Origin of the sequence: Acinetobacter geminorum (assembly GCF_013009345.1) — a bacterium.
GTDB classification, from domain to species: domain Bacteria; phylum Pseudomonadota; class Gammaproteobacteria; order Pseudomonadales; family Moraxellaceae; genus Acinetobacter; species Acinetobacter geminorum.
Map to the genome: position 1 here is coordinate 22,294 of NZ_JABELE010000014.1, position 12,826 is coordinate 35,119.

Annotated in this window: 25 protein-coding genes; 8 read left to right on the forward strand and 17 right to left on the reverse strand. The window is 39.1% G+C overall.

What is annotated here, in order from left to right; genetic code table 11:
* Nucleotides 1–3: 3 nt before the first annotated feature.
* From HJG58_RS13795 to HJG58_RS13870, 16 genes are all read right to left on the reverse strand, one after another.
* The gene (locus HJG58_RS13795; protein WP_003313084.1) at nt 4–645 is read right to left on the reverse strand and encodes a putative metallopeptidase; all 642 of its coding nucleotides are present in this window, start codon (nt 643–645) and stop codon (nt 4–6) included.
* Entirely contained in the window at nt 614–1,081 is a 468-nt protein-coding gene (locus tag HJG58_RS13800; RefSeq protein ID WP_003313085.1) for a hypothetical protein, read from the reverse strand. Before HJG58_RS13800 ends, HJG58_RS13795 begins: the two co-directional genes overlap by 32 nt.
* Before the next feature lie 60 nt (nt 1,082–1,141).
* Nucleotides 1,142–1,597, reverse strand: a complete 456-nt coding sequence (locus HJG58_RS13805) for a hypothetical protein (protein WP_000195754.1) — start codon at nt 1,595–1,597, stop codon at nt 1,142–1,144.
* 419 nt (nt 1,598–2,016) lie between these two features.
* Nucleotides 2,017–2,769, reverse strand: coding sequence for a hypothetical protein (locus HJG58_RS13810; RefSeq protein ID WP_000959661.1), 753 nt, complete (start codon nt 2,767–2,769; stop codon nt 2,017–2,019).
* 10 nt (nt 2,770–2,779) lie between these two features.
* Nucleotides 2,780–3,181, reverse strand: coding sequence for a DUF559 domain-containing protein (locus HJG58_RS13815; protein ID WP_002120863.1), 402 nt, complete (start codon nt 3,179–3,181; stop codon nt 2,780–2,782).
* Entirely contained in the window at nt 3,181–3,504 is a 324-nt protein-coding gene (locus tag HJG58_RS13820; RefSeq protein WP_043041592.1) for a hypothetical protein, read from the reverse strand. Before HJG58_RS13820 ends, HJG58_RS13815 begins: the two co-directional genes overlap by 1 nt.
* The gene (locus HJG58_RS13825) at nt 3,494–3,700 is read right to left on the reverse strand and encodes a hypothetical protein (RefSeq protein ID WP_000030898.1); all 207 of its coding nucleotides are present in this window, start codon (nt 3,698–3,700) and stop codon (nt 3,494–3,496) included. Before HJG58_RS13825 ends, HJG58_RS13820 begins: the two co-directional genes overlap by 11 nt.
* Nucleotides 3,693–3,821, reverse strand: a complete 129-nt coding sequence (locus HJG58_RS13830) for a putative phage replication protein (protein WP_000159939.1) — start codon at nt 3,819–3,821, stop codon at nt 3,693–3,695. The genes HJG58_RS13825 and HJG58_RS13830 overlap by 8 nt, the downstream gene beginning before the upstream one ends.
* Nucleotides 3,818–4,285 (reverse strand): DNA N-6-adenine-methyltransferase, encoded by a 468-nt coding sequence (locus tag HJG58_RS13835; RefSeq protein ID WP_001087504.1) that lies wholly within the window; start codon nt 4,283–4,285, stop codon nt 3,818–3,820. Before HJG58_RS13835 ends, HJG58_RS13830 begins: the two co-directional genes overlap by 4 nt.
* The gene (locus HJG58_RS13840) at nt 4,282–5,031 is read right to left on the reverse strand and encodes a hypothetical protein (protein ID WP_000544513.1); all 750 of its coding nucleotides are present in this window, start codon (nt 5,029–5,031) and stop codon (nt 4,282–4,284) included. The genes HJG58_RS13835 and HJG58_RS13840 overlap by 4 nt, the downstream gene beginning before the upstream one ends.
* Nucleotides 5,024–5,953: a YdaU family protein gene (locus HJG58_RS13845; protein ID WP_000280082.1), complete on the reverse strand. Its 930-nt coding sequence runs from the start codon at nt 5,951–5,953 to the stop codon at nt 5,024–5,026. Before HJG58_RS13845 ends, HJG58_RS13840 begins: the two co-directional genes overlap by 8 nt.
* On the reverse strand, nt 5,946–6,308 hold the full coding sequence (locus HJG58_RS13850) for a hypothetical protein (protein WP_001268068.1): 363 nt from the start codon (nt 6,306–6,308) through the stop codon (nt 5,946–5,948). Before HJG58_RS13850 ends, HJG58_RS13845 begins: the two co-directional genes overlap by 8 nt.
* Entirely contained in the window at nt 6,305–6,601 is a 297-nt protein-coding gene (locus HJG58_RS13855) for a hypothetical protein (RefSeq protein WP_162278177.1), read from the reverse strand. The genes HJG58_RS13850 and HJG58_RS13855 overlap by 4 nt, the downstream gene beginning before the upstream one ends.
* The gene (locus HJG58_RS13860) at nt 6,598–6,870 is read right to left on the reverse strand and encodes a hypothetical protein (protein WP_086376855.1); all 273 of its coding nucleotides are present in this window, start codon (nt 6,868–6,870) and stop codon (nt 6,598–6,600) included. The genes HJG58_RS13855 and HJG58_RS13860 overlap by 4 nt, the downstream gene beginning before the upstream one ends.
* A 61-nt stretch (nt 6,871–6,931) precedes the next feature.
* On the reverse strand, nt 6,932–7,252 hold the full coding sequence (locus tag HJG58_RS13865) for a hypothetical protein (protein ID WP_000049332.1): 321 nt from the start codon (nt 7,250–7,252) through the stop codon (nt 6,932–6,934).
* A 10-nt stretch (nt 7,253–7,262) separates the two neighbouring features.
* The gene (locus HJG58_RS13870) at nt 7,263–7,514 is read right to left on the reverse strand and encodes a Cro/CI family transcriptional regulator (protein WP_000996060.1); all 252 of its coding nucleotides are present in this window, start codon (nt 7,512–7,514) and stop codon (nt 7,263–7,265) included.
* Between the two features lie 108 nt (nt 7,515–7,622).
* Between HJG58_RS13870 and HJG58_RS13875 the strand changes: the two genes are divergently transcribed.
* The 3 genes from HJG58_RS13875 to HJG58_RS13885 are packed head-to-tail and all read left to right on the forward strand — an operon-like array spanning nt 7,623 to nt 9,186.
* The gene (locus HJG58_RS13875) at nt 7,623–8,387 is read left to right on the forward strand and encodes a LexA family transcriptional regulator (RefSeq protein WP_065388113.1); all 765 of its coding nucleotides are present in this window, start codon (nt 7,623–7,625) and stop codon (nt 8,385–8,387) included.
* Between the two features lie 14 nt (nt 8,388–8,401).
* Nucleotides 8,402–8,617 (forward strand): hypothetical protein, encoded by a 216-nt coding sequence (locus HJG58_RS13880; protein ID WP_000370485.1) that lies wholly within the window; start codon nt 8,402–8,404, stop codon nt 8,615–8,617.
* A gap of 50 nt (nt 8,618–8,667) precedes the next feature.
* Nucleotides 8,668–9,186 (forward strand): hypothetical protein, encoded by a 519-nt coding sequence (locus tag HJG58_RS13885; RefSeq protein ID WP_000506575.1) that lies wholly within the window; start codon nt 8,668–8,670, stop codon nt 9,184–9,186.
* Here HJG58_RS13885 and HJG58_RS13890 read toward each other — a convergent pair.
* Nucleotides 9,183–9,377, reverse strand: coding sequence for a hypothetical protein (locus HJG58_RS13890; RefSeq protein WP_000360255.1), 195 nt, complete (start codon nt 9,375–9,377; stop codon nt 9,183–9,185). The two genes, HJG58_RS13885 and HJG58_RS13890, sit on opposite strands and share 4 nt — an antisense overlap.
* Before the next feature lie 196 nt (nt 9,378–9,573).
* Between HJG58_RS13890 and HJG58_RS13895 the strand changes: the two genes are divergently transcribed.
* The 5 genes from HJG58_RS13895 to HJG58_RS13915 are packed head-to-tail and all read left to right on the forward strand — an operon-like array spanning nt 9,574 to nt 12,826.
* Nucleotides 9,574–10,014, forward strand: coding sequence for a hypothetical protein (locus HJG58_RS13895; RefSeq protein ID WP_041172359.1), 441 nt, complete (start codon nt 9,574–9,576; stop codon nt 10,012–10,014).
* Nucleotides 10,014–10,304 carry a hypothetical protein gene (locus tag HJG58_RS13900; RefSeq protein WP_000656410.1) on the forward strand — a complete coding sequence of 97 codons (291 nt, stop codon included), beginning with the start codon at nt 10,014–10,016 and terminating at the stop codon, nt 10,302–10,304. Before HJG58_RS13895 ends, HJG58_RS13900 begins: the two co-directional genes overlap by 1 nt.
* The gene (locus HJG58_RS13905; protein ID WP_170249348.1) at nt 10,297–10,620 is read left to right on the forward strand and encodes a hypothetical protein; all 324 of its coding nucleotides are present in this window, start codon (nt 10,297–10,299) and stop codon (nt 10,618–10,620) included. Before HJG58_RS13900 ends, HJG58_RS13905 begins: the two co-directional genes overlap by 8 nt.
* An 11-nt stretch (nt 10,621–10,631) precedes the next feature.
* Nucleotides 10,632–11,753: an ATP-binding protein gene (locus HJG58_RS13910; RefSeq protein WP_004793763.1), complete on the forward strand. Its 1,122-nt coding sequence runs from the start codon at nt 10,632–10,634 to the stop codon at nt 11,751–11,753.
* Nucleotides 11,750–12,826: a hypothetical protein gene (locus tag HJG58_RS13915; protein ID WP_020752379.1), complete on the forward strand. Its 1,077-nt coding sequence runs from the start codon at nt 11,750–11,752 to the stop codon at nt 12,824–12,826. The genes HJG58_RS13910 and HJG58_RS13915 overlap by 4 nt, the downstream gene beginning before the upstream one ends.

Genomic DNA, 12,826 nt, shown 5'->3' on the forward strand with positions numbered 1-12,826 from the left:
GGCTCAATTGATTACGCAGTTTCCACAACATTTCGAAATATCTAAATCAGAAACAAACGGCGGGTTTTTAGCAACTTCAATAAGCCTCTTAACACTGTCATTTGCTCCCCAGCGTTTTACAACACCGATAAACTCTTCCACATCGTGACAGGCTAAATAGTGCTTTGGTAAGCCAGTATGATCACTGTAAATAATTTCACCGTCCGAGTCTCGTTCTACACCGATGTGATAAAGCTCATGTTCAAGCAAAGCACAGAACTCGCTATCGTTTGCCTTTTCACAAAAGCTTGCATCGATTGTGATTAAGTAAACTGGAACGAATCCGAACCAGTCGCGCATTTGCTGCTCTTGTCGGGCTTTCTTCCAGCCGCCTTGTTGAAACATAACCTTTTCACATTGGCCAAGCACCATACGCTTAGCTCTGGTATAAGCAGAAGAAGCCCATGCAAAAGCCAAGAAACCCTCATTGTCATGAAGCATCTCAGCGATATGGTCATGGTCTGGATTATGTAAAGGACCACCAAGCGTAAGAAAATTAGCAACTACCCATTGTTTTAAATCAGGTGCCGGTATTAAACGGAGTGCTTCCTCTTCTTCTGCCTGATCCATAAAATCAGTTGGAGGAAATGGTCTGATCTGATCCATTAAATATTTGCCTCTTTAAATTCTTTAGCCATTGGCTTGCGAAATGAGCTTGGATCTGTAATGGACCAGATTCATTAATCTTAAATCTTGGTGCTGCCTCTAACCGAACAACGGTATATCCCATTGATTCAGCAACATCGTAACGGTCCATACTCCACGCCTTTGTTGCCAGCTTGCCCTTTCGTCCACCTGACCAGGGACCGCCAGCAATTTCAACTAAAATACGATGTTCAATTAAATGAAAATCAAAACGCCAATGCTTTGTTGATTTAAACTGGAATTTCTTTTCGTATTTAATTTCCAGATTGTCTAAAGCTTCAGTAAATTCTTCCTCTGCCTCTAAGTACTTTTGAGTAGCTTTAGGTAGCGGTCTGGATTTAGGCTTGGTTTTAGGTTCTTTTTTCCGAGTAAGCCAAAAGTACTCTTTATCGTCCATTTATCTTGCCCATAAAAAAACCGCCCTAAGGCGGTGGCTAAACTCACAGGCAATATAGTATTACTTCTTAAAAGTTGCCTTATAAAGCTTTGAATTAAAGTAATCCGTAATTTCTTTACCTTCGTTTTGAATTTTTTCCTCATTTAAGGGTAAAAAATCTAATTCAGATTTGAAGCTCATATACTCTGGAATAAATTTCTTTATAGGCGGAGGTGGTTTAGGTCCACCTTCTGTAATTTTTTCGATAAATCCAGCTAACCATAAAATATACTCACCTTCTGAATTATGAGGAGGAATCAAACTCACATCTATTTTTACTTTACATTCATCTAATTGTTTACTAAACAATTCAACAAAATCAATAAAATTATATTTTAATTTAAATTTTGTTCCCTTAATTTCTCTGCGTATACATGTCATAAGTAAGTTCATATTTTCAATACAGTCATGTGAAAACAATTCCTCATCTTTAATTTTGTTATAAATATTTTCCGCAAACATGAGATACTGTGTCATTTCAGCAGCTCCTCATTTTTATAAAGTATTTTTCTTAAGGTAGTCCTATTATAACAATGTTGCAACAAGAAATTTTCCATTTTTAGTTTAAGAAAATTTTAAAAATTATAAAAACGATTATATTCAATAAATTAGTACAAATAAAAGCTATGGAAGTTTGATCTTTCTATTGAGCTTTAAAATGGATTATTGTGTTTAAATCATCAATTTAAAAAGCTTGCCTAGTAGGCAAGCTCCCCTTTTTTTGATATGTGCGCTGATCAATAAGGTTTAGTGTTACTTAAAGCAACACACTGATAATACTGAAATATTTAAAAATAAAAAAGCCCACCGATTGGCGAGCTCTTAAATTCATTCTGGCGATTACTTTACATTTCGCCCATTTTAGAAATCTTTATACTCAAGTGTATACCCAACTGTCAAGCGTAAGTTTCTTGACTATCAGGAAGTTCAAAACGGAATGATCGAGAAATACGCGTTCTAATTTCATTTTCCCATTCAGCAACGATTGATTCTCCAAACAGCTCAAATTTCTGATAACTCTTTATATAAGCTGTTTTAGTTGCATCAATGCCAGCAATATTCATTTTCTCTTTCAACGTATATGGTCGTTTTCCAGTTCCATTACACTTCCCACAAAACATGGCCCCATTTGGAAAGCCATTTAAACCAAATGTCTCAATTTTACCCAACCCTTGGCAGACTCCACACATAGCCTTAACAAAAACATGGCCACGCAAAATAATCTCAGCCATACCTTTTGCCAGATTAGTAAGATCACCTTGGGCATTAGTAGGGGTAAATTTTTTCTTTACCATTTCTTTATGAATCTCTACCGCTAATTTATTTCGCGCTCGGAAAAAATTACCTGATTTAATCTCACCACGAACAAACTCAACCTTACCCGGAATATCTTCAATACGGCGTTCGGTTTGAAAATTAAAGTCATACTTACTGTAAAAAGTTTCAGTCTGTTTTTGTGCTGGGGTAATTATTGCGATTCGCTCAAAATCAACCTTTTCAATCAAGACAGTGGCCCAAAGCTTTGCAGCTGGCGATAACAGCGCTAATTCACCTAAAACTACATCTTTCGAAATTTTCTTTCCTTCAGCTTTGCCTTGAGCAATAGCAAGGCGAAGTAACTCAATAAAATCAAACTTTTCAACCAACATAATCGCCTTCCTATTTACCCTTAATTAATAATTCAATTTGCTTTAATGCCATACCGGACTTAACTTGCTCTGTGCTGAACCGTAAAACTGTAAAACCCATCATTGCTGCGGAGTTGTATTTCTCCATATCCCCTATATAGCCTTTGCCCCTTGTATGGCGGCCTCCACTCCAGATCCCGCCTTCAACCTCAATCAAAATTTTTGTACCAGTAATCAGAAAATCAGCTCTCCATTTGCGTTTTGGATGGAACTTATATTCCTGTTCAAAACCTATCTTGCATGCTCTTAAATGCGTTGCCAGAACCATTTCACCCACACTTGGTTGTCTGGCAACTTGCTTTGCTGAACGCCGCTTTTTATTTTTCTTAATAGGAAATAACTTACGGTATTCAGCAATGCTGACTGATGACATCAAGCACCACCTTTCAGCAAATGGTCCAATTGATTAGCAAAGCAGTTATAAACTCGCGCTTTATCCTGATCACCAAAAAGGCTGGAAGAATGAGCATCTTGTTTATACTTCTGAGCCAGTTTTTCAATTGACTCCCTTAGTTCAACCAGAGTGCTTTGCTTTTTACCGCTGAGTGGTTCAATTGAGCGTGATACGTGGTCAGCCATTTCTTTTTCCATATGATCGAAGTAACTTTGACGTGCTAAATCTCTCGACTTGATTAGCTCTGGTGAAATAAGCTTTTCCATTTCACGGCGTTGCGCTTCAATCCATCTACTGTCCATTTTTTGCGCCCTCCGCATTAAACTTCTTCGCTTGGTCAAGTGCCTTCTCTAATTGAAGTAACTCGTTGTAATCAGTATTAGATAAGCCACTACGGTTATATCGGCCTCGTAATTTTTCACAAAGAGCCTTAACTTCTGCAAAACCGCAGTAAGAATTTATTAACTCTTCAACTGCACAGTGTTGGCATTTACTCATGGCGATATCCTTTTTCATCTAGCTCTTTACGCGCCAACCACCACAAAACCACCGCACCGCAAAGTACTGCTGTTACACACGAAATGAGTAAGCCACAGCTTAAAATCTCGAATTTAGTCATGCTGATTTCTCCCAACTGACGTCTATCAGGCTTGGTCTAAACACCACAACACAGCAACCAAAAGGTGCATTCGTTTTAGAACCACCAAACTTTAGGCGTCCACGAATAAAATGAATTTCTCTTCCTAAGCAGTAATCTTGAAACCATCGGGCATCAGTTCTTACTGGAACGAGTGCAACTACCGTATGCCCTTTACTTGCTGTTTCCGCTGCCTTAGCAACCCAATCGATGATTTCTTTGCCGTAAGGTGGATTCATCCAGCATGTCCCAGTCCACTCTTGCTTTAGACCATCAATTTCAGGTGTAAAATAACGTTCACATTTAGCGTTTTCAGGCAGAGCACAAACGTCTAAATCAAAGTTAAATACTCGATCCAATTTTTCGAAAAAATCTTGCGGCGTAGCCCATACATCAGTTCGATCATCAGCTAATCCAAATAACTTATTTTTTGTCATGGAATTCATACATTCACCCCATCAATCAATCGCTGAATATTTCTAGGAATTGGCATACCCTCCCGACGGCACATCTCTGCGTATTCGTGTGGATTATCGAAAGGATCAGGGCCCAACTCTTTTATAAGCTCAGGCTCTTTTTCTTTTGCCTCAAGTTTTTGAACTGGTGCAGGTTTACGACCATTGATTTTTAATCTTTCCATCAATGATTTGAGATGCTTTTGAGCCTCGTCATTGCTCACAGGAACGTGTTTAGGTTCTTTGTGTTCTAGTTGTAGCGGTGGAGTGTAAAACTCTTGCTGACGGCCTTTTAACTGAGCTTTAGCAACCATCACGTTGTAGGTCCCGAAGAAATTATCTTGAGCTGCTCGCATTTGGCCGGCTTCGATCAAATACCTAACCTCGTCTAAGGCGTACTTAGTGATTTGGGTAATAACCACGGAACGGTCAGTTGTAAACTTACATGCGCGAGACCAAGCTTCTTCTGGAGACATCCAACTTTCACCGATACACCAGGTGCGAAACTCGGCAAATGACGGCATAAAGCGTCCACCTGCTGTAAGTAAACGACCAAGTGCGTTGTTAAATTGGTTTTGTTGAACGCCAACCAGTGTTTTAAGTGCGATTTGCTCAACCACTGACAGAGGAATTGCGCTTTCGCCTGTTGCTGGAAATTGCTTATTGAACTGAGCAGCGTAAACAGTGCGAAGAGAAGCGATTAATTGACGCACTTCGTTCAAGGTAATCTCATGCATGACCTACCTCCTCACTCACTAGAAACTTTTTTGAAGGGGTTACATCCACGATTTGAGACTGGTTTTGTTCTTCAAAAAGATTTGCGAAGTAACCCGGCTCTTGTGTTTTTTGCCCAACTGAAGTGATTTGCTCTTGCTTCTTGCGGTTAGCAGCAACTTGTTTCTCGTTGTTTTGAACCCAAGAGAACCACTTAACCAACCAGATGCTTGGTGTATTCAACGAGCTTGATTCGTTTGCAAAGTACCAGTCACCGAAATTTTGAATCATGGTTCTCAAGTCGATTTCAGGTACAGAAACAAATCTTTGTTGAGCAAGTGAGATGAAATCGTATTGAAACTCGCTGTATTCAGAAATGAATTCACGCATTGAGTAACGCTTGTGATCATCGATCTGATACTGAGCAAATTGGATTGGTGTAAATTGCGAATTTTCTTCACGCGCATTACTACTACTATCTATATATTGGTTATCGGTTAACGGTTTATGGTTAAGGTTTTTTTGGCTTTCACTTTCAGAACCCAAAATTAACCCACTGGGTTTTTGTGGGTTTTCAGAATTAACCGAGTCGCCTTCACTTTGGTTTTCTTTTGGTTTTTCCTTACGTGGACGCCCACCTTTCTTACCATTTTCACGATTTTTATCCCCTACTTTTTGATAAGCGGCGATTTCTGAATCACAACGTTTGTTGTGAAACCCGTCTTCCTCTTCCACAAAAAACTCTTGCAGCACAATTAATACTGCATCCCTTTCTTCTTGGGTATTTGCACGTAACCGACGAAAAACCGACTGGGTTTCTTTGGGTAATGGTTTTTCATTCAAATAATAAAAATCGAGAGCACGGCGATAAAAGCACTCTTCAACTGGGCTAAGGTGCGCTGTAGCAACCATAAAGTCGCTGATATGGTGGAGATATTTATACATCAGTGACTGCTCCTAATTTTACAAGACCGCGCATTTCCAACTGACGAATAATTCTTGGAGGAATAAATTCGTTGTTGATTTTGTAGCGAATACGAGACTTTTCTTTCACCTGAATTAGTTTGTGCCCATCCTCCATGAGACGGCGAACTGCTATAGCCTGCCCCCCCATATGGGTTAATTCTTCAAGTTGATAAAATCTTTCCTGAGCCTCAATTGCGGCATTCATGACTGAAAGTGGCATGGCTGCTAATTCTTTAGCCGAATAGATCTTTACTGGTTGTTCCAGTGGAATCACCACCTCTAGCGGTGTGGTGGAAACGGAAATATCCTGTTTTCTTCTTACTGCATATCTCACTTTTCACCATCCTTTGGCTTAACATAGCCTCCAAAAGAATCAACCAAATACGCCTTGGTTAAGCTAGTTACAATCTGCTGTGCTAACCATTGCGTTATGCGAAATTGACGAGCCATAGCCTCTGAAAATTCAACTTTGGTTACCGCCGCATTATTTTCGTCATAACCTTTGTTGCGTAAATTTTGCTTTTTCACCTCAAATAGGTGCTCAAGCACTCGCAATGCAGGCTCATAAAAAGATTGGATTTCGCTCTGCTGACGAGAATCTTTGATTTGCTGTGTAAAGCTGTTCATGACACCTCCGCTAATGCTTGCTCAGCGCTTGTTAGCCGGCGTTTGGCATTAAGTTCTGCAACTGTTGCTGTGCGGATTTCTTTTGATGAAACCAGAATCAAATGATTCTCTGATTGGATAGTCCACAACCTAGTCAAAGTTTTATTTCTAACCTCAAATAAATCGTTTGATTTAAAATTTCGGCACTCTTTAGTAAGCACTACAACGTCACCTATTAAAAAATCTGGTGAGTTGAGTTCGATTAGTTGTTCTGATAAATTAGTTTGCATATTCATGGGTTCCTAAATTTGTGAATGCGAAACCACTCCTGTTCCCGCAGGTAGTGGTTTTTTATTTGAATAAAATCCGCATGTATTCAGGGGAAGTGAATGCATGTGCTAAATAAACTCGCGTTGCTTCTGCAATTTCAGGTGAGCAATACACATCACTTTCTTGCACAACCTTCAAACCAATGGCTGTCAACAAAAAGCTAATAAACTCAATCTCAGTCCATCCATTTGATTTCTTTTCTGTTTTCATCCGTGAAAGGATGCTCGCATCGACATTTATCATCTCTGCTACTTGTCTTTGGTTGCTAGCGTTAAGTGCTTGCAATATGAGCGACTCGTTATTGCTAGCGCTTGCAGGCAATTCATTTGATACTTTGCTCATGGTTAAGGTCCTAAGCGGTTAATGATCCAAGGTTTTTGCTTTTTGTCGTCTGGGGACGAAGTTCAATCCAAATATCTTGATAGTTATCAGGGAAAAGCTCTTTTCGCGTTGTTAAACCAAGATCTTCAGCAATAACTGCTAGCCTGATTTTTCTATCAAGGGGAATAGCTTTCCATCCACTAACTGATGACGGAGCAATCCCCAGAAGTCTTGCTACCGCTGTGACACCACCTAGCTTGTCTATAAGTTGTGCGTCATTCATAACGTGCTCCTAATTTTTCTTTAATTATTAGGCATTCCTTATATTAAATCAATAGGAATACCTAATTTTATTTATGTTAGGATTTCCTAACATTGTGAGGATAGTTGTATGAACACTCTTGCTGAACGACTTAGATATGCCATGGAAGTATTGCCACCTAAAAAGATCAAAGGTGTCGAACTTGCTCGTGCAGTCGGAGTAAAACCTCCTTCTGTGAGTGATTGGCTATCTGGTAAATCCAAAACAATGGAAGGAGAAAATTTATTACGTGCTTCAAAATTTTTGAATGTTAATCCTTTATGGCTAGCATCTGGAACAGGAGAGATTCAAACAAGCACTAAGGATAAATTTAAGCAACTTGATATCGAGAAATTTAAAAAGAAATACAATATTAGTGATAGTGATGAAGCTCTTTTATTTTCAACAATTATCGAAAAACCGTTTATCCCATCATCTAAGCGTTGGGTTCCTGTAAAAGCTTATTCAAAGATGGGGATGGATGGGTACTTCACTGATATGGGGTATGACGGAAATGCGGGTGACGGCTATGTTCCAACTCATACAGCAGGACCAAGAGCCTATGGCATTAAAGGCACTGGCGACTCAATGTTTCCAGCAATTCGTAATGGCTGGTATGTTGTATGCGACCCTGATGCAGATCTTGTGCCGAATGAGTTTGTTCAGGTGTGCTTGAAGGATGGAAGATGCACAATTAAAGAATTTGTCGGCATCAATGGTGGGGTTTTAAGTTTGCTTTCTGTGAATGGTGGGGAGCGATTTTTCTTTGAAATGGACGAGGTTGAAAGTATTACCGCTATTACAGATATCGTGCCGCCAAGTCAGCACAGACAAGAACATCCTTATTCGCATTAATCACAGGAAGACTTATGGACAATTCAAAACGACCAATCAACCAGATTATTGCTCGCATCAATGATGCTGCGAAACATGGTGAAGCTTTGGTGTTGACTGCTGAAGAAGTAAAGATTCTTTCTAAAGATATTGGCGACAAAGTCTTTATTCCTGTGCTTACTAATGAGCAGGTCGTGCAGTTGGTAAAAGAAGGAAAGCTAGGTCAGAAAATTAATAACACAAAAGATTAATAAACTGTGAACCCGACACAGTCTTAACAACAGATCGGGTGGAGAAGAACATGGGTTTTAATTTTTTAGACTTAAATGACAATGTACGAAATGCAATGCTTGAAGAGGTGAATTTAGACATCTCCAGCAACACCCTGTATTACAGTAAAAGATTTAATCAACATGGGATTGATAGTTATCCAAATATTTTAATTGAGAGCATTAAGGGGGGTAATGAACAAACTCTTGCTAATGCAATTCGTAAAGACCATATGTTTAATGCCTCTTCAGTAGATAAAAATGGTAGAGCATCTAAAACACCAAGTAATGCACATGAAACACTTGCAGAAGGTGAATTTAATCGTTTTTATATTCGTGCATTAGCACGTATTGCTATTAACGAAAATAAAGAATTAGAAGTATATCGCGCAAAAGAAGTGTCTAATGCGCGAAGTGAATCAATCCAAAAAATTGGAATTACAGTTAATCCAAACGACCTACTAGCCGATCTAAGAAAAAACATTGGAATTGATACTTTTCTAGGGCTTCCTGGCGGGGTTAATTCAGGATTAAGTGTTAAATTAGTTTAATACCAAGTAAATACTAAAGATCCATTTTCTTGCAGCTCATAGCCAGCTGAATTCATATGACCTTCTATCTCGGCCATATAGATATCATCTTTTGTGTTACTGGCTTCATCTAAGATATTAGTTAAATAAATTCCATGTTTATGCGATAAATCGGTTAGTTCTTCTAAAAATTTCAATTGATTTTTATCCATAACAAACTCCAAACAACCCATCCCTGTGATGGGTTTTCTTTTGTCTATTAAAGCACAAAAATTAGGTATTTCTAATTTTATTAGGAATACCTATTGACTTAATAATTAGGTTTACCTAATATTTATCTCACAGACAACAAAAAAGCACACCGCCCTCCCCAGGTCCGATGTGCTTTTACAAACTGCGAGATCAATTATGAACGTAAAAACCTTTTCAAACAAGCATAAGATAACTGGAGTTACAGCAATTGCTGTACTTGTAGCCTTGAGTTCTTGTGAATATCGAACTGCTAATTCTAGCGTCCCTTCTAATTACTCATATGAAAGCAAACAAGTAGTTGCTTCTGAATATGAACTCTTAGGAATTAAGCAAACTGGTGAAAAAACTGGTGTAGCTGTTATCCGCATAGACGGCTTCAAATTAAACGTAAGCTTCGATTTTGACGGCGTAGCTGATAGCTATGGTGTAGCTGGATCTGATTTTACAGCGGCTGAAATTACTAACCTTGCTATTGAGTCAGTAACTGACTTAAGCGGCAAACCTTGGAATGATTTCACCAATCATGACGACCATAAAAACATAAATATTTTATTAGCGGGCTATATCGACCGTAATAAATGGTTGGAGGCAGCCTAATGAAAGATTATAACTGCCCTACTTGCAAGAAGATGATTCCTGTTGACCGTTCAAAAATCAAAGCTGGTGATGAGGTTTCATTTTGCAGAGTAACCCAATCTTCTAAATCTGCACGTTTTTCTTCAAGAGAAGGAATTGTCAATTGCCGTGAAGGTGATGTGGTTTTAGTTAAATATCGCAAAGAAATTATTCCTTTAAATATTAAGGACGTCTCACCTGTTGATGCTCCTAGCCCGCTTACGTATGCCTTTGTTGGTACATGCGAATGTAAGGAGGCTGAACATGTCTAATTTCAAAAAACATCCTGACGGCTACAAGTCATTTTTAGGCCGTGATGATAAGGGTCTCTACTCTGTCCGCATTGGCTGGCAAGTGTACGCATCTAATGCTAATGGCTCAGTTCTTTACAAAGTTAAAGACGGAGTTAAGACGCCTTTAAATGTGTCTAAGTTTCAAACCGACTATCCAAAAGTTTGGAATGAACTCACACAAGAAATCGATTTTCAACGCAGAAAGCAGCTCGCAATAAAACTGCGTGAAACAAATATCCCTACTTATGACCGCAAGGCTTACAAGCAAAAACGCGGCTTCACCGGCTCTAGATGAGGATAAGAAAAATGGCTCTACCTATTATTACGGCTGATCAAACCTTATTGGTTCAAGCAATTATTGTGTACCTATACGCTGATCCGGGTTTAGGTAAATCATCAATGGGCTTTACTGCGGAAAAAGCAATTTCTTTTGACTTTGACCGTGGTGCTCACCGTACTGGTGAATTACGTCGTGGTGCGGTTGTACAGGTTCAACAATGGAGTGATGTTGCAAACCTTACTCCGCAGGACTTAGCACCATATAAAACCGTAGTCATTGATACCGTGGGTGCAATGCTTGAATGCATTAAAACCCACCTGTTACTAACGGCAAATAACCGTCAAAAAGATGGTTCTTTAAAGTTAAAGGCTCAAGGTTTAGCGAACCAAACGTTCAAGCAATACATCAATACTTTGATCAGTTTAGGTAAAGATGTTGTTTTCATTGCACACGCATCAGAAGATCAAAACGGTGATCAAATTATTTACCGCCCAGATCTAGGTGGTAAAAACCGTAACGAGCTTTACCGTATCGCAGATGTCATGGGTTATCTAACAACTGTTACTACTGGTGAAGGTAAAAATGCCCGCGTTATTAATTTCAAACCTTCGCCTACACATCATGCGAAAAACTCAGGTGCTTTAGGCGGTGAAACCGGTGAAGTATGGGTACCTGATCTTAAAGCACACCCTACTTTCTTGGCTGACCTGATTACTCAAGCTAAAGATCACATTAACACCTTAACGCCTGCACAACTTGCAGCAGCTAAAGCCCAAGAAGAGCTAGAAAACTGGAAACAAAGCTGTGAAGAAGCTGAGCATGCAGGTGACCTTAATCAATTAACTGAGTCGCTTGATAAAGAACACATGTATTACCAGAACATGCGACAAGCAATGTTAATGAGAGCTAAAGCATTGAATTGCACGTTTGATAAACAACGTGGCACTTGGATTAGTCCACCTGAATTTAACGGTATCTCAGATCAACAAAGAGATGAACTTCAAAACTTTATTGCTGAACGTGGCCTCGATGTAAAAACAGTTTGTGAGCACTTAGGTATCGATGCCCTTATCCAAATTGAAGCGGCAAAACTTAAGGCAGTTAAACAAGAAATTGAAACCTTAGCGAAAACGGGGATGACAGCATGAAAAATATTTTAACTGCTCAAGAAGCATTTGCAGCACTTCAAAAAGGTAAAACTGTTCTATGTCGTCCTATTGGAGACATGTTGGACTTTTCTGACTTAGATCAATTCCCCGCTTCTGTTTTTGGTAAACCGGGTTTTGAATTCTGCATCAAAATCGAAACTATTGAGCTGGCTGGCATTACATTCACAAAGCCATTAACTATTGATGAATATGAGGAAGGACAGGATGTTTTTGTAATTACTACATATTCGCCTTCTATTTACGTCGTGAATTTTAGAACCACCGCATTAATTGAATCTATTAATAGCGGCTTTGTTCAACGTGATGCAGAAAACGCCAAGCTTCAATTAAAAGCACTATCTAAAGCGTTAGGTTTTGAAGTTAGTGACGATTTTAGTGTTATTCGCCTAGGTGACGAACCAAAGAAACAGCGTGCTAAGAAATCAAAAGGTGCACAGACAGTAGTTGTAGAAAAGACTTCTGAAATTGTTGATGAAGTTAAACAACCTACAATTGTTATTACTGAGCAAACAAATGTAACTACTTCTGAAGACTCATTGGTGCAATCCGAAGATATTTCAGAAAATATAGGATCAGCTTTAGATAGTGCGATTGTTATTACAGAACAACCTTATGTGTCTTCACCTGAAGATTTTTTAACTCAGCCTACACCTGAGCAAGAAAAAAACAATGAGTATCAGCAAACCCTAGATACTCTTCTACAGCGTGTAAAAGAGTCAAAAACACCTGCAGAAGTAAATGCGGTTTATCGTTATACCCGCACATGGGATGACGAACAAATGAAGCCTATCCTTCTCGCCACTCACAAACGTCTTGAAGAGCTAGAAAAAGAAAAGGCATCTGCTAATGAGCCACCCTCTTTAATGGTTCAAATCCAAACTGCACCAGACCTTACAACGCTAGATGCTTTGGAAATAGACGTGGCTGCACGAGATCCGCAGATTCAACCGAAGCTAATGGGGTATGTGAGAAAACGCCGCTATGAATTAGAGAATCCTACACCTACTCAACAAGAATCTACCCCTGATTATTTATTAGTGGACGGTTTCTAA